At 62.3% G+C, this 19,618-nt stretch carries 21 protein-coding genes; 16 read left to right on the top strand and 5 right to left on the bottom strand.

Annotation, left to right across the window (positions count from 1 at the left end; translation table 11 throughout):
- Positions 1–41 precede the first annotated feature (41 nt).
- The 3 genes from M2497_RS27995 to M2497_RS27985 all read right to left on the bottom strand — a co-directional run bounded on the left by M2497_RS27995 (position 42) and on the right by M2497_RS27985 (position 2,992).
- Complete coding sequence (locus M2497_RS27995; RefSeq protein ID WP_058427782.1) at positions 42–683, bottom strand: oxidoreductase; 642 nt, start codon at positions 681–683, stop codon at positions 42–44.
- A gap of 29 nt (positions 684–712) precedes the next feature.
- A complete protein-coding gene (locus M2497_RS27990; RefSeq protein WP_248484839.1) occupies positions 713–2,431 on the bottom strand; it encodes a C13 family peptidase in 1,719 nt (572 codons plus the stop codon).
- A gap of 105 nt (positions 2,432–2,536) precedes the next feature.
- Positions 2,537–2,992: a MaoC family dehydratase gene (locus M2497_RS27985; protein WP_003194496.1), complete on the bottom strand. Its 456-nt coding sequence runs from the start codon at positions 2,990–2,992 to the stop codon at positions 2,537–2,539.
- Positions 2,993–3,173: 181 nt separating this feature from the next.
- Here M2497_RS27985 and M2497_RS27980 point away from each other — a divergent pair, with 181 nt between their 5' ends.
- The 3 genes from M2497_RS27980 to M2497_RS27970 are packed head-to-tail and all read left to right on the top strand — an operon-like array spanning position 3,174 to position 4,852.
- Positions 3,174–3,527 (top strand): CidA/LrgA family protein, encoded by a 354-nt coding sequence (locus M2497_RS27980; protein ID WP_058427780.1) that lies wholly within the window; start codon positions 3,174–3,176, stop codon positions 3,525–3,527.
- Positions 3,524–4,240, top strand: a complete 717-nt coding sequence (locus M2497_RS27975; protein WP_071493679.1) for an LrgB family protein — start codon at positions 3,524–3,526, stop codon at positions 4,238–4,240. The genes M2497_RS27980 and M2497_RS27975 overlap by 4 nt, the downstream gene beginning before the upstream one ends.
- A gap of 21 nt (positions 4,241–4,261) precedes the next feature.
- Complete coding sequence (locus tag M2497_RS27970; protein WP_058427778.1) at positions 4,262–4,852, top strand: LON peptidase substrate-binding domain-containing protein; 591 nt, start codon at positions 4,262–4,264, stop codon at positions 4,850–4,852.
- Here the strand turns inward: M2497_RS27970 and M2497_RS27965 are convergent.
- A complete protein-coding gene (locus M2497_RS27965; protein WP_248484836.1) occupies positions 4,849–6,165 on the bottom strand; it encodes a bifunctional DedA family/phosphatase PAP2 family protein in 1,317 nt (438 codons plus the stop codon). The two genes, M2497_RS27970 and M2497_RS27965, sit on opposite strands and share 4 nt — an antisense overlap.
- A gap of 16 nt (positions 6,166–6,181) precedes the next feature.
- A complete protein-coding gene (locus M2497_RS27960) occupies positions 6,182–6,865 on the bottom strand; it encodes a DNA-3-methyladenine glycosylase (RefSeq protein WP_248488266.1) in 684 nt (227 codons plus the stop codon).
- 174 nt (positions 6,866–7,039) lie between these two features.
- Here M2497_RS27960 and M2497_RS27955 point away from each other — a divergent pair, with 174 nt between their 5' ends.
- The 13 genes from M2497_RS27955 (at position 7,040) to M2497_RS27895 (ending at position 19,506) form a co-directional block, all read left to right on the top strand.
- Positions 7,040–8,305 (top strand): glutamate-5-semialdehyde dehydrogenase, encoded by a 1,266-nt coding sequence (locus M2497_RS27955; RefSeq protein ID WP_248484834.1) that lies wholly within the window; start codon positions 7,040–7,042, stop codon positions 8,303–8,305.
- Positions 8,305–8,949 carry a nicotinate-nucleotide adenylyltransferase gene (gene nadD, locus M2497_RS27950; RefSeq protein ID WP_122427405.1) on the top strand — a complete coding sequence of 215 codons (645 nt, stop codon included), beginning with the start codon at positions 8,305–8,307 and terminating at the stop codon, positions 8,947–8,949. The genes M2497_RS27955 and nadD overlap by 1 nt, the downstream gene beginning before the upstream one ends.
- Positions 8,950–9,018: 69 nt before the next feature.
- Positions 9,019–9,513 carry a ribosome silencing factor gene (gene rsfS / locus M2497_RS27945; RefSeq protein WP_003176298.1) on the top strand — a complete coding sequence of 165 codons (495 nt, stop codon included), beginning with the start codon at positions 9,019–9,021 and terminating at the stop codon, positions 9,511–9,513.
- A 9-nt stretch (positions 9,514–9,522) separates the two neighbouring features.
- Positions 9,523–9,990, top strand: a complete 468-nt coding sequence (rlmH, locus tag M2497_RS27940; protein WP_003176297.1) for a 23S rRNA (pseudouridine(1915)-N(3))-methyltransferase RlmH — start codon at positions 9,523–9,525, stop codon at positions 9,988–9,990.
- A 15-nt stretch (positions 9,991–10,005) separates the two neighbouring features.
- A complete protein-coding gene (gene mrdA / locus M2497_RS27935; RefSeq protein ID WP_248484832.1) occupies positions 10,006–11,904 on the top strand; it encodes a penicillin-binding protein 2 in 1,899 nt (632 codons plus the stop codon).
- A gap of 31 nt (positions 11,905–11,935) precedes the next feature.
- On the top strand, positions 11,936–13,039 hold the full coding sequence (gene rodA / locus M2497_RS27930; protein WP_042570827.1) for a rod shape-determining protein RodA: 1,104 nt from the start codon (positions 11,936–11,938) through the stop codon (positions 13,037–13,039).
- Positions 13,040–13,056: 17 nt separating this feature from the next.
- A complete protein-coding gene (gene mltB / locus M2497_RS27925) occupies positions 13,057–14,067 on the top strand; it encodes a lytic murein transglycosylase B (RefSeq protein WP_248484830.1) in 1,011 nt (336 codons plus the stop codon).
- Positions 14,067–15,065, top strand: coding sequence for a septal ring lytic transglycosylase RlpA family protein (locus M2497_RS27920; protein ID WP_058427772.1), 999 nt, complete (start codon positions 14,067–14,069; stop codon positions 15,063–15,065). Before mltB ends, M2497_RS27920 begins: the two co-directional genes overlap by 1 nt.
- Positions 15,066–15,245: 180 nt before the next feature.
- Entirely contained in the window at positions 15,246–16,403 is a 1,158-nt protein-coding gene (locus M2497_RS27915; RefSeq protein WP_058427771.1) for a D-alanyl-D-alanine carboxypeptidase family protein, read from the top strand.
- A gap of 84 nt (positions 16,404–16,487) precedes the next feature.
- Positions 16,488–16,763 (top strand): DUF493 domain-containing protein, encoded by a 276-nt coding sequence (locus M2497_RS27910; RefSeq protein WP_015886061.1) that lies wholly within the window; start codon positions 16,488–16,490, stop codon positions 16,761–16,763.
- Positions 16,763–17,410, top strand: coding sequence for a lipoyl(octanoyl) transferase LipB (gene lipB, locus M2497_RS27905; RefSeq protein ID WP_058427770.1), 648 nt, complete (start codon positions 16,763–16,765; stop codon positions 17,408–17,410). Before M2497_RS27910 ends, lipB begins: the two co-directional genes overlap by 1 nt.
- Before the next feature lie 26 nt (positions 17,411–17,436).
- Positions 17,437–18,438, top strand: coding sequence for a lipoyl synthase (gene lipA, locus M2497_RS27900; protein ID WP_166794335.1), 1,002 nt, complete (start codon positions 17,437–17,439; stop codon positions 18,436–18,438).
- Positions 18,439–18,585: 147 nt separating this feature from the next.
- Entirely contained in the window at positions 18,586–19,506 is a 921-nt protein-coding gene (locus M2497_RS27895) for an LD-carboxypeptidase (RefSeq protein WP_248484828.1), read from the top strand.
- The last annotated feature ends 112 nt before the right edge of the window (positions 19,507–19,618 follow it).

Below are 19,618 nucleotides of genomic sequence, written 5' to 3'. Positions count from 1 at the left end.
GCTGGCTTGCCTGCGATGACGCCCTTCTGTTCACCACAAAACTACTTGCCTAGCTTGCGCAACTCGTCCGACTCCACCACCCGCACCCCATCCTGTTCTTCCAGCGCCAGGCGCCACATGGCGCGGGCCAGTTCGCACACTTCAATGCCGCGGTATTTGCCCGGGATCAACCGCGACAGCGGCCCTGCCAGTTGCTCCGCCAGGCGCGGTTCCAAGCGTTCTCCCAGCAACAACGATGGCCGCACGATAGTCAGTTGTGGCCAGTCCTGCGCCCTCAAGGCTTGTTCCATTTCCCCCTTGACCCGGTTGTAGAACACCGAGGATTTCGGGTCGGCGCCGATTGCGCTGATCACGATCAGGTGCCGTGCGCCCATTTCCCGCGCGCGCTTGGCGAAGGCCACGACCATGTCCAGGTCAACCGCGCGAAAGGCGGCTTCGGAACCGGCTTGTTTGATGGTGGTGCCCAGGCAGCAGAAGGCGATATCCACCCGGCCGCTCAGTTGCGGCAAGAACACCGCTGGGTCGCCCACCGGGTTTTCCAAATGCGGGTGTTCGGCCAGCGGCTTGCGGCTGGGTGCGAGCACGCGGGTCACGGTGGGTTCGTTGAGCAGGCGGTCGAGCAGGTGTTCGCCGGTAAGGCCGGTGGCTCCGGCGAGCAAGATATGCTGAGGCGTCAGGTACATGGTGTTTCCCCCTTGTTACACGTTACAGCTTAGTTGCCTTTGGCTTCCTTGCTATTCATTGAGACGCTTTCCAGCGCCTTTCGTGCCTGCTGTTTGCGTAATAATTGCCAATGGGCGATCACACCCTTGGGGGCCCAGATCTGCGGTTCGGAGGCTTCGAAGTTGTCCGCCTGTTCGCGTTCGGCCACATGCAGTTGCGCCAGCTTGAAGGCTTGCTGCAAGTCGTCGGTCTGGTTGAGGGCTTGGGCGAAGAGGGCGTCGCCGAAGTAGGTGAAGTCGGCTTCCTCGGAGCAGCCGAAAGACACGCGGTCGGCCCGGGAGGCGGTCATGATCAGCGTGTGCTCATCCTTCAGGGCCGGGATGAATCCGCCGGAGTAGCAGGCCGAAATCACCACGATCTTGTCGCGGTTCTTCAGCGGCGCCAGCACGGCCGCCAGCTCATCAGCTGGCAGGTCGGCCAGCTCCATGCGCGGTTGGTCCAGCACCAGTTCGTGTTCGTGGGTGCCGTGGCTGGTCATGTAGATGAACACCAGGTCTTCCGGGCCGGTGCGCTCGGCCAGGGTTTGCACGGCGCGACGCAAGCTTTCGCGGGTGGCCAGGGGGCGGTCGGTGATGTGATCGCGGTGGTTGACCAGGCGAATCTGCCCGCGTGCGCCGAAGCGGGTGGCGAGCATGTTGCTGACGTAATCGGCTTCGCGCAGGAACACGCTTTGTTTACCGTCGCCAGCCACAGCCAGGGTGTACAGCTCCACGGCGGGGGTGGAGGCGGGCACGGCGGCGAGGGCAGCATCCAGCAGGCGGCCTTGGGCCAGCACGCCGATTTCCAATGGGTCGGGCAGCAGTTTGCCGTCGGCATCACGTACACGCATGCCATTGACCCAGGTGCCGGCCTGCACGGTGCCATCGGTGAGCACCAGGGTGCCTTTGCCTTGATAGCTGTCGCTGTCGAAACCGCCGATATAGAAGCTACCGTCGGTGAGGTTCAGGCGGCCTTCGCCGGTAAAGCGCCAATCAGCGAACTGGCCGACGTAGTGGCTGCCATCCACACCTATCAACTCGCCCTTGCCGCTGAGCGCGCCTTCCTTGAACTGGCCGATCCACACATCGCCGTCGGCGTTCTCGTAGCGGCCCTTGCCGTTGAGTTGGTTCTGCTTGAACTGGCCGACATAGATGTCGCCATCGGCGCTGTTGAAGGTGCCGTTGCCTTCCAATTGGCCATCGACGAAATGGCCGCTGAACTGGTTGCCGCTGTCGTCGTTGCGCTGGCCTTCGCCATTCGGTTTGCCGTGGGCGAACTGGCCCTGGTACTGGCTGCCGTCCGCCAGCTCCAGGCGACCGAGGCCGGAATACTGGTCGTTCTTGAATTCGCCGCGGTAGGTCATCTGCCCCTCTTTGAGGGTGCCTTCGCCGTTGCGTCGACCATTCTTGAAGCCGCCCACATAGTGGCTGCCCGCCGTGGTCAGGCTGCCCTGGCCATCGAACAGGCCTTGCTGGAACTGGCCTTTATAGACTTCGCCGTTGCTGCCATGCCATTCGCCCTGGCCGTGCCACTGGCCCTTGTCGAACTGGCCGGCGTACCAACTGCCATTGGGGTAGTCCACGCGGCCCTGGCCCTGCAGCAAGCCATCGACCACATCACCCCGGTAGCGGCCGCCATCGGGCAGGCGCGCATCGGGCGGCAACAGCGATTCGCCGTCTCCGCAAGCGGTGAGCAACAGGGCAAGGGCGAGGGGAGCGAGTGGGCGCATAGCGGGATCCGGATAATTGAGCGCCGAGTATGCCGCAGCTGCGAGTTTCATACATAAATTTACATACCCTGTGGTGAGGTTTATTTCCCCACCACAGGCACGGCCTTATACGAAGCAGAGTGACAACGACTCGGCAATGTAAGCCGGTTTTTCCTGGCCTTCGATTTCCAGGGTGGCGGTGGCCTTGAACAGCCACTGGCCTGGCTTCTTCTCGGTGACATCGGTCAGGGTCACGTTCAGGCGCACCTTGGAATTGACCTTCACCGGCTGGATGAAGCGCACGCTGTCGAGGCCATAGTTGACCGCCATCTTCAGGCCTTCGGGCATGATCAGAATGTCTTCCATCAGCTTGGGCATCAGCGACAGCGACAGGAAACCGTGGGCGATGGTGCTGCCGAACGGGGTTTGCGCGGCCTTGACCGGGTCGACGTGGATGAACTGATGATCGCCCGTTGCCTCGGCGAACAGGTTGATGCGTGCCTGGTCGATAGTGAGCCATTCGGAACGTCCCAGTTCCTTGCCGACATAGTCTTTGAGCTGCGCTACGGGTACATAGGGCATTGCGTCTCTCCTTGGTTCATCATTTTTGCCGCCCTGCAGGGCGTGTTTTTTATGGGTTACAGAGAACCAATGTAGATCATCATGGCCAATCGGCCCGGTCAACCCACCATGCTTTTGGCGAATGCCGATGCATAGGGCGGGCATGCTTATAATGCGGGCGAGTTTCGAGGGGGAAGAACGGATGCTGTTACGGGGCCTGACCTGGCTGGTGCTGTTTCAATTGATCGGCACCGCGATCAATCATTTGCTGGTGCCGGTGCTGCCGGGGCCGATCATCGGGCTGCTGCTGATGCTGGGTTTTCTGGTCTGGCGCGGCGAGGTCGGCGAGCCATTGAGCCTGGCCGCCAGCAGCCTGTTGCGTTACCTGCCGTTGCTGCTGGTGCCGCCGGCGGTGGGCGTGATGGTGTACGCCAAGGACATCGCTGCGGACTTCTGGGCCATCGTCGGCGCGCTGGTGTTATCGCTGGTGATTGCCATGGGCTTTGTCGGCGTACTGATGCAGCAGATGGTCAAGCGCAAGGAGAAGGACCAATGACCGTCGACTGGCAGGGCGCCTGGATGGCGGTGATCCATCACCCGTTGTTCGGCATTGGCATCACCCTGGGTGCCTATCAACTGGTACTGGCCGGTTTCGAGAAAACCCGCTGGATTTTCCTGCAACCGGTGCTGGTTTCCATGCTGCTGGTGATCGGCGTGCTGATCAGCTGTGGCCTGAGCTACGCCGAGTACCGCAAGAGCACCGAGATCATGGGCATCCTGTTGGGCCCGGCGACGGTGGCCCTGGCGGTGCCGCTCTATTTGAACCTGCGGCGTATTCGCCAATTGTTCTGGCCGATTTTTACTACGCTGGTGATAGGCGGGGTGTTGGCCACCGGCCTGTGTGTACTGTTGGGCTGGTGGTTTGGCGCCGAACATAGGATGTTGATGACCATGGCGCCCAAGTCGGTGACCTCACCGATCGCCATGCTGGTGGCCGAGCAGATCGGTGGTGTGGCGGCATTGGCGGCGGTGTTTGTACTGATCACCGGGGTGATCGGCGCGATGATCGGCCCGGCGTACCTGTCGCGCCTGGGCGTGCACAGCCCTGAGGCGCGAGGCATGGCCCTGGGCATGACCGCCCACGCGGTCGGCACCTCGGTGGCGTTGCAGGAAAGCGAAGAGTGCGGCGCCTTTGCGGCGCTGGCCATGAGTCTGATGGGCGTGGCCACGGCAGTGTTCCTGCCGCTGGCTGTGTCGGTGATCGTTTAAACCAGGGTTAAGGAAACCTTTATGAGTCTGGCGCTGTTCCCGCTCAATACCGTGCTGTTCCCAGGCTGCACCCTCGACCTGCAACTGTTCGAGGCGCGCTATCTGGATATGGTCGCCCGCTGCATGAAAAAGGGCGAAAGCTTCGGCGTGGTGTGCATCCTCGACGGCAAGGAAGTGGGCCTGGCCCCGGACGGTTACGCGCTGATCGGCTGTGAAGCGCTGATTCGCGACTTCAAGCAGCAGGACAATGGCCTGCTGGGGATTCGTGTCGAAGGTGGTCGCCGGTTCCGGGTGCGCGACGCCGGCGTGCAGAAAGACCAACTGCTGGTGGCCGATGTGCAGTGGCTCGAAGAACTGCCGGACCAACCGCTGGAAGAAGAGGACGCCGACCTGCTGGCATTGCTCCAGGCGTTGGCCGAGCACCCGATGGTGGCCTCGCTGGACATGGACGCCCACGCCGACGGTCAGCAAGCCTTGGGCAATCAGCTGGCGTATCTGCTGCCCTTCACCGAGGCCGACAAGATCGATCTGTTGCAACTCGATGACCCGCAGCAGCGCCTGGATGCGATCCAGATGCTGCTCGATGAGTTGCAGGGCGAGCTGTTCACTTAATAGGCGTAACGCAGCAGCGCGTGGGGCGTGCCGGTGAGGGCGATGAAGCTGAGCACCGCCACCAATGCTGGCAGCAACAGCCACCAGGCTTTTTGCGGCATCGCCGGTAGCGGGCTGCGGTACTGGCTGACCCCCAGGCTGAACGCACATACCGTCATCGCCAGCAGCGTGCCGGCCAGGATGTCCGAGGGCCAATGCGCGCCGAGGTAGACCCGCGACAACGCAATGAACGCGGCGGGAATGCAGCCCAGCAACATCCAGGTCAGGCGTAGCCGGATGGGTTGCCCGCGCCCGGCCAGGACCGCCAGGGCCAGGAAAAACGCAAACGCGCCGGATGCATGGCCGCTGGGCATGCTGAAACTGGTCAGTGGGTCTGTGAGGATTTCCGGGCGGCCACGGGCGAAAAACAGCTTGGTCCCGGTGTTGATCACTGCCGCACCGGCGAGGGTCGCGCCGACAAACAGCGCATGGCGCCATTGTCGAGCCACTAGCAGCAAGCCGGTAAACACGGCGCTGGCGACGAACATCTTCTTGAACTCGCCCAGTTGGGTGATGCGCACCATCACTTCGTCCAGCCAGGCGCTGCGGTGTTCCTGCACCAGGGCGCTCAGGCCCTGGTCAAAATCGTTGAGATGGGGGTAGCCGATAAACAAGGCGATCAACATCGTCAGGCTGGCGCAACCGATCCATAGGGTGGCACGCCGATGGCCGCGCAGGCTGCTGTTCAAGCTCAGGCCCACCACCACCGCGATACAGGCGGCTACCACCCCCGCTTCAGGCCAGAAACCCTCCGGCAATGGCAGGCGGAACGCGGCGCCGGTTGCCCAGCCTGGCAGCAGATACGCCACCGACCAGCCCGCCGCCGCCACGATGCTGACCATCGCAAAACGCGGGAAGGGCATGTCGCACATGCCTGCCACCATTGGCAGCATGGGCCGCAGCGGGCCGATGAAGCGCCCGACCAGCAGGCTGGCAATGCCGTACTTGTGGAAGTAGGTTTCGGCGCCGTTCATCCATTCAGGGTGATGACGCAAGCCAGGCAAGCGCCGGATGTTCTGGTGGAAATGTCGCCCCAGGTAGTAGGAAACCCCGTCGCCCAGCAAGCCGCCGAGGAAACCCAGCAACAGGGTTTCGCTCAGTGACAGCGCGCCGCTGCCGGCGAGGGCGGCAATGGCAAACAACAATACCGTGCCCGGCACGATCAGCCCGGCGATAGCCAGGCACTCCACACAGGCGACGATAAACACCGCGACCGCCAGCCATTCGGGGTTCAGGGTCAACCAGCCGGTAATGCTATCGAGCCATTGGCTCATACAATCCACTCCCTGCTCAAATCAAAAAATAATCGCGGCCTTCGACCTGGCCCCGGCGCAGCGGGTTCCGCGTGCAATAAGGCGCGTAGCCAGCATCGACGAAGCGGTACATCAGGTATTCATCGCGGCCGCTGGGGATTCCCAGGCGGGTGGTCTGGATGATCTGGGCCGGGGTCTGCCCCACATCCTCCACGTAGAGCCGTTCCTGATCGAAGCGCTTGGCATCCCATGCCGGCACTTTCAACCCCAGGGCCTTACACAGCAGGGTCTGGCCGGCGCACAGTTTTTGTGAGGTGCGGGGGCTGCCGTCGGGGTTCGGGTTGTTCAACAACATCTGCGCCAGGCTCGCCGGGCCGGATAATTCATCGACCCATGGATAGGCCGATTTGATCAACACGGCATTGCCTGGCCCATGGGCGCTGAAGTTCAGCGAATCGCCACCGCGGGCGTAGTACATGTAGATATGCCCGCCATCCAGAAACAAAGCCTTACGCTTTTCTGTGTAGCCCAATGAAGCGTGACTGCCTTTTTCCGCCACGTAATAGGCTTCGGTTTCGATAATTCGCGCCGAAAGCCAGGTTTCGCCGACGCGGTGGCGGATGACTTTCCCGAGCAGTTCCTGCGCAAGCATTTGCGCGTCACGGTCGAAGAAGCAGTCGGGCAGGGCGCTGGCGGGGAGTCGGGGTGATGAACTGGGCATGGCGGTCAGGGTAAATACGGCTAAATGTGACGGAATCATAACAACTCCCGCCTTAATTACCGCTGAACCCCAGGTTTTTACAGTTCATTTCGACCATCCGCCCCTCACCGCTGTCAGTCGGGCGGCGTCACAGCTATAATCTGCCGCTTTCCTCCCTGCCAAGACTCCCTGACCATGACTGAGTCCGTTCTTGACTACATGACCCGCCTGGGTCGCGCTGCCCGTCAGGCCTCGCGGTTGATCGCCCGTGCGAGCACTGCGCAGAAGAACCGTGCCCTGCTGGCCGCCGCCGATGCTCTGGATGCTTCGCGCTCCGAGCTCGGCGCCGCCAACGAACTGGACCTTGCCAATGGCCGCGCCAATGGCCTGGAGCCGGCGCTGCTGGACCGCCTGGCACTGACCCCGACACGTATCGACGACATGATCGAAGGCCTGCGTCAGGTGGCCAAGCTGCCTGACCTCATCGGTGAAATCCGCGACATGCGTTACCTGCCGTCCGGCATCCAGGTCGGCAAGATGCGCGTGCCCCTGGGCGTGATCGGCATCATTTATGAGTCGCGTCCGAACGTGACCATCGACGCCGCAAGCCTGTGCCTCAAGTCCGGCAATGCCACCATCCTGCGCGGCGGTTCCGAGGCGATCAATTCCAACCGTGCCATCGCGGCCTGCATCCAGCAGGGCCTGGCCGTGGCCGAGTTGCCCGCCGAAGTGGTGCAAGTGGTGGAAACCACCGACCGCGCCGCCGTGGGCGCGCTGATCACCATGCCGGAATTCGTCGACGTGATCGTCCCGCGCGGTGGCAAGAGCCTGATCGAACGCGTCAGCCGCGATGCCAAGGTGCCTGTGATCAAGCACCTGGACGGCGTGTGCCACGTGTACATCGACATCGCCGCCGACATCGACAAGGCGATCCGCATCGCCGACAACGCCAAGACCCACCGCTACGCCCCATGCAACACCATGGAAACCCTGCTGGTGCACGTCGGCATTGCCGAGCGCGTGCTACCGCCGCTGGCTGCCATCTACCGCGACAAGGGCGTTGAACTGCGCGGTTGCGAGCGCACCCGTGCGCTGCTGGGCGCGGACGTGATCGAGGCGACCGAGCTGGACTGGTACACCGAATACACCGCGCCGATCCTGTCGATCAAGATCGTCGATGACCTCGACGAAGCCATCGAGCACATCAACACCTACGGCTCCAAGCACACCGACGCCATCGTCTCCGAGCATTTCAGCGATGCGCGGCGCTTCCTCAACGAAGTGGATTCCGCTTCGGTGATGATCAACGCCTCGACGCGTTTTGCCGACGGCTTCGAATACGGCCTGGGCGCGGAGATCGGGATTTCCACCGACAAGCTTCACGCCCGTGGCCCGGTCGGGCTGGAAGGCCTGACCAGCGAGAAGTACGTGGTGTTCGGCGACGGTCATGTGCGCACTTGATGGGTAAACGCATCGGGCTGCTCGGCGGTACCTTCGACCCCGTGCACATCGGCCATTTGCGCAGTGCCCTGGAAGTCGCGGATGCCCTCGCGCTGGACGAGCTGCGCGTGATGCCCAACGCGCGGCCGCCTCATCGCGATACGCCGCAGGTGTCGCCGCAGCAACGCCTGGAGATGGTGCGCCTGGCGGTGGAAGGCATAGCGCCGCTGGTGGTGGACGACCGCGAGCTCAAGCGCGACAAACCGTCCTACACTGTTGACACCCTGGAGCTGATGCGTGCCGAGTTGGCCGCAGATGACCAGTTGTTTTTGCTTCTGGGCTGGGACGCTTTTTGCGGCCTGCCCTCTTGGCATCGCTGGGAGGAACTCCTCCAGCATTGCCACATCCTGGTTCTGCAACGCCCGGATGCCGACAGCGAACCGCCGGATGCCTTGCGCAACCTGCTGGCCGCGCGGTCGGTAAGTGACCCCTTGGCCCTGACCGGGCCGAACGGGAATATTGCATTCGTCTGGCAGACCCCGCTTGCGGTGTCCGCCACCCAGATCCGTCAACTGCTGGCCAGCGGGAAGTCGGTACGTTTCCTGGTGCCTGACGCGGTCCTGGCCTACATCGATGCGCACGGGCTTTACCGTGCGTCGAACTGAAAAGGCGCGCTTGAACGTACGAAAATTCGTGCAGCAAGCGCCCGAACATACGAGCAAAACGAGTTTTATATGACGAACAAAGACGTAAGCAAAGTTAAGCGCAAAGGCACCTTCAAAAGCGCGCCGCTGCCGGTTGAAGCCCACGTAGGCCCGGAACTGGCTGGCGAAGAGCTGGTAAAGGTCGCGGTGGCTGCCCTGGAGGACGTTAAAGCCCAGGACATCCAGGTGCTGGACGTGCGCGACAAGCAAAGCATCACCGACTTCATGATTATCGCCACCGGTACCTCGAACCGTCAGATCGGCGCGATGCTCGATAAAGTCCGTGAAGCCGTCAAAGCCCAGGGCGTGAAGCCGCTGGGTGAAGAAGGCAAGGGCGACAGCGACTGGGTGTTGCTGGACATGGACGACGTGATCGTTCACATGATGACTTCCAACGCCCGCCAGTTCTACGACCTGGAGCGTCTGTGGAAAGGCGCCGAGCAGAGCCGTGCCGCCGATGGCAAGCACCACAGCCCGGAAGTGGGCCACGCGCACTTCGACAAGCTCAACAAAGACCAGGAATAAGGAACGGCTGTGCGCCTGCGTCTGATTGCTGTCGGTTCACGTATGCCCAAGTGGGTGGAAGAAGGCTGGCACGAGTATGCCAAGCGTCTGCCCGCTGAGCTGTCGCTGGAACTGGTAGAGATACCGCTCAATACCCGTGGCAAGAATGCCGATGTGGCGCGCTTTATCCGTCAGGAAGGCGAAGCCATGTTGGCCAAGGTCGGCCCCAACGAGCGCATCGTCACCCTCGAAGTGCACGGCAAGCCCTGGAGCACCGAGCAACTGGCGGTGGAACTGGATCGCTGGCGCCTGGACTCGCGTACGGTCAACTTCATGGTCGGTGGCCCCGAAGGGCTGGCGCCGGAAGTCTGCGCGCGGGCGGACCAGCGTTGGTCGCTGTCGGCGTTGACGCTGCCGCACCCGTTGGTAAGGATCCTGATCGGTGAACAGCTGTATCGCGCCTGGACAGTCCTGTCCGGGCACCCTTACCACAAATAATCTGCGCCCCTCCCGATGACCCAACCGATCCGCATCAAGGACCACGAGAAAGACGCACGTCTCGTACGCGCACGCGTGGTGTTTGGCGCAATCATGGTGGTGGCGTTGTTGGGCGTGCTGATCGCCCGCCTGTATTTCCTGCAGGTGATCCAGTACGACTATCACTCCACGCTGTCGGAAAACAACCGGGTGCATGTGCAGCCGATCCCGCCGACCCGTGGGCTGATTTTCGACCGTAATGGCGTGGTGGTGGCGGACAACCGGCCCAGCTTCAGCCTGAGCATGACCCGCGAGCGTTCCGGCGACTGGCAGCAGATCCTCGATGTGATTGTCGAGGTACTGCAACTGACGCCGGAAGACCGGGTGATCTTCGAGAAACGCATGAAACAGGGGCGCCGGCCTTTCGAGCCGGTGCCGATCCTGTTCGAGCTGACCGAAGAGCAGATCGCGCGGATTGCGGTGAACCAGTTTCGTCTGCCGGGTGTGGAAGTGGTGGCGCAGTTGGTGCGGCATTACCCGCAAGGGCCGCACTTTGCCCACTCCGTTGGCTACATGGGGCGGATCAACGAGAAAGAGCTGAAAACCCTCGATCCGGTGAATTACAGCGGCACCCACCATATCGGCAAGACCGGCATCGAGCGTTTCTACGAGCCCGAGTTGCACGGTCAGGTGGGTTACGAGGAAGTCGAGACCAACGCCCGTGGCCGCGTGCTGCGGGTGCTCAAGCGTACCGACCCGGTGCCGGGCAAGGACATCGTGCTGAGCCTGGACATCAAGCTGCAGGAAGCGGCGGAGATGGCCCTGGGCGGGCGGCGCGGCGCGGTGGTTGCCCTGGACCCGGCTACTGGCGAAGTCCTGGCGATGGTCAGCCAGCCGAGTTTCGACCCCAATCTGTTTGTGACCGGGATCAGCTTCAAGGCCTACGCCGAGTTGCGTGATTCCATCGATCGGCCGCTGTTCAACCGCGTGTTGCGCGGCCTGTATCCGCCGGGCTCGACCATCAAGCCGGCGGTGGCGATTGCCGGACTGGACGCAGGTGTGGTCACGGCCTCCAGCCGCGTGTTCGACCCGGGCTACTACATGCTGCCCAACTACGATCACAAATACCGTAACTGGAACCGCACCGGTGACGGCTATGTCGACCTGGACACCGCGATCATGCGCTCCAACGACACTTATTTTTACGACCTGGCCCACAAGCTCGGTATCGATCGCCTGTCCGCTTACATGGGCAAGTTCGGCCTTGGCCAGAAGGTCTCGCTGGACATGTTCGAAGAGTCCCCCGGCCTGATGCCGTCGCGGGAGTGGAAGCGCGCGACCCGCCGCCAGGCGTGGTTCCCAGGCGAAACCCTGATCCTCGGTATCGGCCAGGGCTACATGCAGGCCACGCCGTTGCAACTGGCGCAGGCCACCGCGTTGGTCGCCAACAAAGGCATCTGGAACCGTCCACACCTGGCCAAGACCATCGAGGGCGAGAAGCCTCTGGATGAAAACCCGATCCCGGACATCGTACTGCGCGACCCGTCCGACTGGACCAAGGTCAACCACGGCATGCAGCAAGTGATGCACGGCGCACGCGGCACCGCGCGCAAGGCGGCCATCGGCGCGCAGTACCGCATTGCCGGCAAGAGCGGTACCGCCCAGGTGGTGGCGATCAAGCAGGGCGAAAAATATGACCGCTCCAAGGTCCAGGAGCGCCACCGCGACCACGCCTTGTTTGTCGGCTTTGCCCCGGCGGACGACCCGAAGATCGTGGTGGCGGTGATGGTCGAGAACGGCGAGTCCGGCTCCGGCGTCGCGGCGCCCGTGGTGCGCCAAGTAATGGACGCCTGGCTGTTGGCCGACGACGGCAGGCTCAAGCCCGAATACGGCGGGCCCCCTTCAAGCACCGAGGTTACGGCCCGTGAAGAGTAATTTTGACCGCATCCTCTCCAGTGAGGATGTGATGCGTCGCCGTGCGACGTTGCTGCAACGCATGCACATTGACGGCCCGTTGCTGATCCTGCTGCTGACCCTGGCGGCCGGTAGCCTGTTCGTCCTGTACTCGGCCAGCGGCAAGAACTGGGACCTGCTGATCAAGCAGGCGTCTTCGTTTGGCCTGGGCTTGTTGTCGATGGTGGTGATCGCCCAACTGGAGCCGCGTTTCATGGCGCGCTGGGTGCCGTTGGGCTACGTCGCCGGGGTGTTGCTGCTGGTGGTGGTGGACGTGATGGGCCACAACGCCATGGGCGCGACACGCTGGATCAACATTCCGGGGGTGATTCGCTTCCAGCCGTCGGAATTCATGAAGATCCTGATGCCGGCGACCATCGCCTGGTACCTGTCCAAGCGCACCTTGCCGCCGCAGCTCAAGCACGTGGGGATCAGCCTGATCCTGATTGGCGTGCCGTTCATCCTGATCGTGCGCCAGCCGGACCTGGGCACCTCGCTGCTGATCCTGGCCGGTGGTGCGTTCGTGCTGTTCATGGGCGGCTTGCGCTGGCGCTGGATCCTCAGCGTGCTCGCTGCCGCGGTGCCGGTGGCCGTGGCCATGTGGTTCTTCTTTATGCACGACTACCAGAAGCAGCGAATTCTCACGTTCCTCGACCCGGAAAGCGATCCGCTGGGCACCGGCTGGAACATCATCCAGTCGAAGGCCGCCATCGGTTCCGGCGGCGTATTTGGTAAGGGCTGGTTACTGGGTACCCAGTCGCACCTGGACTTTTTGCCCGAGAGCCACACCGACTTCATTATTGCGGTGATGGGCGAAGAGTTCGGCCTGGTAGGCATTTGCGCGCTGTTGCTGATCTATCTGCTGTTGATTGGTCGCGGCCTGGTGATCACCGCGCAGGCGCAGACGCTGTTCGGCAAATTGCTCGCCGGCGCCCTGACCATGACTTTTTTTGTTTACGTTTTCGTCAACATCGGTATGGTCAGTGGCCTGTTGCCGGTGGTTGGGGTGCCGTTGCCATTCATTAGCTACGGCGGAACTTCGCTGGTGACATTGCTGTCAGCGTTTGGGGTTTTGATGTCGATTCATACGCATCGCAAATGGATCGCACAGGTTTGAATAAGGTGAAGATGTCAATGCAAGTAATGCGCGGCTGGGCGACTCGGCACGCGTCCTGGATGGGCCTGATTGGGCTGCTGGGCGCAACGCAAGAGGCGCAGGCCGGTGACTACGATGGTTCACCCCAGGTCGCCGAGTTTGTCGGTGAGATGACCCGCGACTATGGTTTCGCCGGTGAACAGCTGATGGGTGTGTTCCGCGAAGCCCAGAAAAAGCAGGCGATCCTCGACGCCATTTCGCGCCCCGCTGAGCGTGTGAAGCAGTGGAAGGAATATCGCCCGATGTTCCTCACCGACGCCCGCGTGGCCCGTGGTGTGGACTTCTGGCGCCAGCATGAGGCAGTGCTGGCCCGCGCCGAGCAAGAGTACGGCGTACCGGCCCAGGTCATCGTTGCGATCATCGGCATTGAAACCTTCTACGGGCGCAATACCGGCAGCTACCGGGTGATCGACGCCTTGTCGACCCTGGGCTTCGATTACCCGCCCCGCGCCGAGTTCTTCCGCAAGGAACTGCGCGAATTCCTGCTGTTGGCCCGTGAAGAGCAGGTCGATCCGCTGACCCTCAAGGGCTCCTACGCCGGTGCGATGGGCTTGCCGCAGTTCATGCCAAGCAGCTTCCGCGCCTATGCGGTGGATTTTGACGGCGACGGGCATATCAATATCTGGAGCAACCCCGACGACGCCATCGGCAGCGTGGCCAGCTACTTCAAGCGCCATGGCTGGGTCGCCGGTGAGCCGGTGGTGATACGTGCGGATGTCACGGGCGATCGCGCCGACGAAGGCCTGACGCAGGGCATCGAGCCGGCCAAGACGGTCGGGGAGTTGCGGGCGCTGGGCTGGTCGAGTCAGAATGCGCTGCCTGACGAGATGCCGGTCACGGCATTCCGCCTTGAGGGCGAAAACGGCCCGGAATACTGGATGGGCCTGAAGAATTTCTACGCAATCACGCGTTATAACCGCAGTGTGATGTACGCCATGGCCGTGCATCAGCTGTCAGACATGCTGGTCCAAGCACGGGGCACTAAGTAATGCGGGCATCGCCGTTCAATCAACCGCTCAAGCTGGTGGCGTTCGTCGCGTTGTCCCTGCTGGTCGTCAGTTGCTCCACCAGCCGCGGTCCGGCGCAGAAGTCCGGGGGCACCGCAGTTCGTTCCCAGCCGGGCCTGGACATCAACCGTGCGCACAAAGACGGCGCGCCGTGGTGGGATGTCGATGTGTCGAAGATCCCGGACGCCACGCCCACCCTGCACACCGGTGCCTACAAGGCCAACCCGTACACCGTGCTGGGCAAGACCTATTTCCCGCTGCAGGAATCCAAGACCTACGTGCAATCGGGCACGGCGTCCTGGTACGGCACCAAGTTCCACGGCCAGAACACCGCCAATGGCGAAGTGTATGACCTGTATGGCATGAGTGCCGCGCACAAGACGTTGCCGCTGCCGAGTTATGTGCGGGTGACCAACCTGGACAATAACCGCACGGTGATCCTGCGCGTCAACGACCGTGGGCCGTTTTACTCGGACCGCATCATCGACCTGTCCTACGCCGCCGCGAAGAAACTCGGCTACGCCGAAACCGGCACCGCACGGGTCAAGGTCGAAGGCATCGACCCGGCGCAGTACTGGGCCCAGCGCGGCAAGCCGGCGCCATTGATGCTCAACGAGCCGCAGACACCACAACCGCAAATCACCGCATCGGCGGGCAAGGTCGAGCAGTGGACACCGCCGCCACAACAGCACGCCCCGGACACCGTGGCAGTGCCGCAGGCTGCCCAGGGTGCTTCGCTGGCCGGTGGCCAATACTTGCAGGTGGGCGCTTTCGCCAACCCGGATGCGGCAGAACTGTTAAGGTCCAAGCTCAGCAGCATGGTCAACGCGCCGGTGTTCATCAGCTCCATCGTGCGTAACCAGCAGACGTTGCACCGTGTGCGCATGGGCCCGATCGGCTCGCCGAGCGAAGTGGCGCAAGTGCAGAACAGCGTGCGCCTGGCCAATCTGGGTCAGCCTAGCGTGGTCACCGCTGAATAAAACAGAATTGATGGTTCTGGCCCGTGCGCGGGCTTGAACCCTGGTTGTTGGCTCGTTGAACAATAAAAACCCAGGGGCAAGGGGTGAGCGGGCAACCGAACACGTGACAGTCTGGTAGCGGGCTGTCTGAATAAGTTTTGCCCGCGAGGGCAAGTTTCCATAAGCAATTTCGAGAGACGGATGAACATCACCACCTTAGCCAAACGCACGTGCCTGCTTCTTTCGCTGATCATCACCCCGGCCGCCTGGGCGGTTGAAATGGTGCCGGCTTCCCCGCAACTGGCTGCCAAGGCCTGGGTCCTCATGGATGCCGCCAGCGGCAACGTGCTGGTCGAGAACAACGGTGACCAGCGCCTGCCACCGGCCAGCCTGACCAAACTGATGACCGCCTACATCGCGACCCTGGAAATCCGTCGCGGCCAGATCGGCGAGAACGACCCGGTCACCGTCAGCGAAAACGCCTGGCGTACCGGCGGTTCGCGGATGTTCATCAAGGTGGGTTCGCAGGTGACTGTGAGCGACCTGTTGCACGGCATCATCATCCAGTCCGGTAACGATGCCAGCGTCGCGCTGGCCGAGCACATCGCCGGCAGCGAAGATGCATTCGCCGACATGATGAACAAAACCGTGGCCGACCTGGGCATGACCAACAGCCACTTCATGAACCCGACCGGCCTGCCGAACCCGGAGCACTACTCGTCGGCTCACGACATGGCGATCCTGGCGCGCGCGATCATTCGTGTCGACCCGGTGCACTACGCGATCTACTCCCAGAAGGAATTCTTCTGGAACAACATCAAGCAGCCTAACCGCAACCTGCTGCTGTGGCGCGACAAGACCGTCGATGGTCTGAAAACCGGCCACACCGAAGAAGCCGGTTACTGCATGGTGTCGTCCGCTGTCCGTGACGGCCAGCGCCTGATTGCCGTGGTCTTCGGCACCAACAGCGAACAGGCCCGTGCGGCCGAGACGCAAAAGCTGCTGACCTACGGTTTCCGTTTCTTCGAAACCCAGACCTTCTACCAGAAGGGTGCTGAACTGGCGACCGCGCCGGTGTGGAAAGGCGCGACCTCCCAAGTCAAGGCTGGCCTGGCTGAAGACCTGACCCTGACCATGCCTAAAGGCCAGCTGAAGAAGCTCGCTGCCAGCATGACCATGAACCCGCAACTGGTTGCGCCCATCGCCAAGGGCGACGTGATCGGTAAAGTCGAAGTGAAGCTGGATGACAAGGTGGTGCACAGCGCCGACCTGATCGCCCTGGACGCCGTCGACGAAGGTGGTATCTTCCGCCGCGTGTGGGATAGCATCCGTCTATTCTTCTACAGCCTGTTCAACTGATTGTGTGCACCTGCAAAGCCCCGTGTTGATCCGACACGGGGCTTTGCCCGTCGCCACGGCTTACGCTTACGAGGCCGTTACGCCATGACCGATAAAGAAGTAAAGGCGCCAAAGATCGAATTCCCGGTGGTGGACTATCCCATCAAGGTGATCAGCGATACCGGTGTCGGCCGTAAAGACCTGATCCTCGAGATCGTGCGTAAACACGCAACGATCAACGATCAGCGCGTGGATGAACGCTCCAGTTCAACCGGCAAATACACCACGATCCAGTTGCACATCGTTGCGACGGATCAGGACCAGCTCTACAACATCAACAGTGAACTGCGGGCCACCGGCTTCGTGCACATGGTGCTGTGATGTCACAGGTCCTGGGCTTTCGCGAGCTCGGCCGGATGGACTACGAGCCCGTCTGGCACGCCATGCAGCGCTTCACCAACGAGCGCGGCACCTCGGCCCCCGATGAGATCTGGCTGGTGGAACACCCGCCGGTGTTTACCCAGGGCCAGGCCGGCAAGGCCGAGCATCTGCTGCTGCCGGGGGAAATTCCGGTGGTGCAGGTCGACCGAGGTGGCCAAGTGACTTACCATGGGCCGGGTCAACTGGTGGCCTACTTGCTGCTGGATGTGCGCAAGCTTGGGTTCGGCGTGCGCGACCTGGTCAGCCGCATGGAGGCTTGCCTGATCGAGCTGCTGGCCAGTTACGGCGTGAGCGCTGCAGCCAAGCCGGATGCGCCGGGTGTGTACGTTGATGGCGCGAAAATCGCCTCCCTGGGGCTGCGTATTCGTCATGGCTGTTCCTTTCATGGCCTGGCCCTGAACGTGGACATGGACCTGGCACCGTTCCGGCGGATCAACCCGTGTGGCTATGCCGGGTTGGCAATGACGCAACTGAGTGACCACGCCACACCGATTAAATTTGCCGAGGTAAGTGCCCGGCTGCGTGCGCAGCTCGTCAAACACCTCGACTATGCTGAGCAGACGACCCTGACGGGCGGAATCGACTGATTATGACTACTGATGCAGTGCAAACCATGATCCCGACGGTGGACGTTACCGAACGCCCAGCCCCGGCCCCGCGTGCCAAGGTGGAAGCCGGCGTCAAGCTGCGCGGCGCCGAGAAGGTTGCACGCATCCCGGTGAAGATCATTCCGACCACCGAACTGCCGAAGAAACCCGACTGGATCCGCGTGCGCATCCCGGTTTCGCCGGAAGTCGACCGTATCAAGGCGCTGCTGCGCAAGCACAAGCTGCACAGCGTGTGCGAAGAGGCGTCCTGCCCGAACCTGGGCGAGTGCTTCTCCGGCGGCACCGCCACCTTCATGATCATGGGTGACATCTGCACCCGTCGCTGCCCGTTCTGCGACGTCGGCCACGGCCGTCCGAAGCCACTGGACGTCAACGAGCCGGAGAGCCTGGCCATCGCCATCGCCGACCTGCGCCTCAAGTACGTGGTGATCACCTCGGTAGACCGCGACGACCTGCGTGACGGGGGTGCCCAGCACTTTGCCGACTGCATCCGCGAAATCCGCAAGCTGTCGCCGAACGTGATGCTCGAAACCCTGGTCCCGGACTACCGTGGCCGTATGGACGTGGCGCTGGAAATCACCGCCGCCGAGCCGCCTGATGTGTTCAACCACAACCTCGAAACCGTGCCACGCCTGTACAAGGCTGCGCGTCCAGGTTCGGATTACCAGTGGTCGCTGACCCTGCTGCAGAAATTCAAGCAGATGATGCCGCACATCCCGACCAAGTCCGGCCTGATGCTGGGCCTGGGCGAGACCGACGAAGAAGTCATCGAAGTCATGAAGCGCATGCGCGAACACGACATCGACATGCTGACCCTGGGCCAATACCTGCAACCGTCCCGCAGCCACTTGCCGGTGCAGCGTTTCGTGCACCCGGACACCTTCGCCTGGTTCGCCGAGGAAGGCTACAAGATGGGCTTCAAGAACGTGGCGTCGGGCCCGCTGGTGCGCTCCTCGTACCATGCGGACGAGCAGGCCAAGCTGGTCAAGGCTAGCCTGGTTTCCTGATAGAGCTGTGAGCGGTACCGCAGGTTAATGTGGGAGGGGGCTTGCCCCCGATAGCGGACTGTCAGTCAGCACTTCTGATGCTGATACACCGCCATCGGGGACAAGCCCCCTCCCACAGTTGTTTCGCGTTAGCCAAGGAGAGTCGTGATGACCGCTGCCGTACCTGCCCTTCGCTCCGAAGGCACCATCGCCCTGATCGCCCCCGCCGGCCCCGCCACCCTCGACGTCGAAAAAGCCGGTCAATGGATGCGCACCCGCGGCTACGACCTGCGCATTTTCCCGGGTGTCTACGAACGCGACGGCTACCTCGCCGGCAGCGATAAAACCCGCCTCAACGACCTGCACAAAGCTTTCGCCGACCCTGAAATCGACGCCATCTTCTGCCTGCGTGGTGGCTACGGCACGCCGCGTCTGCTCGATAGCCTGGACTTCGAACTGCTGCGCGCCAATGCCAAACCCTTCGTGGGTTACAGCGACATCACTGCGTTGCACCTGGCAATCAGCCGTTACGCCGGCTTCGTGACCTTCCACGGGCCGATGCTCAACGCCGACCTGTTGGGTGACAAGCAACCACCTACCGAGTCTTCATTGTTCGGCCTGCTGCGCGGCCAGCTGGGCGCTGGCAGCGAGTTGATGCACCCGGTGGCCTACCCGCTGACCACAATCGAGCCTGGCATCGCCTGTGGGCGCTTGCTGGGCGGCAACCTGTCGATGATCGCGGCAGTCATGGGCACACCCTTTGAGATCGACGCAGAAGGCATCATCCTGTTGATCGAGGACGTCAACGAGCCGATCTACCGCATCGACCGCCTGCTGACGCACCTGCGCCTGGCAGGCAAGCTGGCGCAGGTCGCCGGTGTACTGGTAGGGGACGTGGCGGGTGTGGATAAGGTTGCGTTGGAGCGCTTGCTCAAGCAGACCTTCGAGCCGCTGTGCATCCCCGTGTTGTCCGGTTGGCGCAGTGGGCATTGCGACCCGAACCTGACGTTGCCGATGGGCGCGTTGGTGCGGTTGGATGCGGGGGAGCAGCGGGTGGTGTTGGAGCAGGATGTAGTGTTCAAAGCCTGAGTTTTTGCGACCTGTCAGGCCGTCATCGGGGGCAAGCCCCCTCCCACAATGGAATGCTGTCGAAATGTGGGAGGGGGCTTGCCCCCGATAGCAATAGCCGCCATATGCCGAT

This window comes from Pseudomonas sp. CYM-20-01 (genome assembly GCF_023169845.1).
Classification (GTDB): domain Bacteria; phylum Pseudomonadota; class Gammaproteobacteria; order Pseudomonadales; family Pseudomonadaceae; genus Aquipseudomonas; species Aquipseudomonas azotoformans.
Note: the sequence above shows the minus strand (reverse complement) of the source record. Positions and strands in the feature narration are given on the sequence as shown.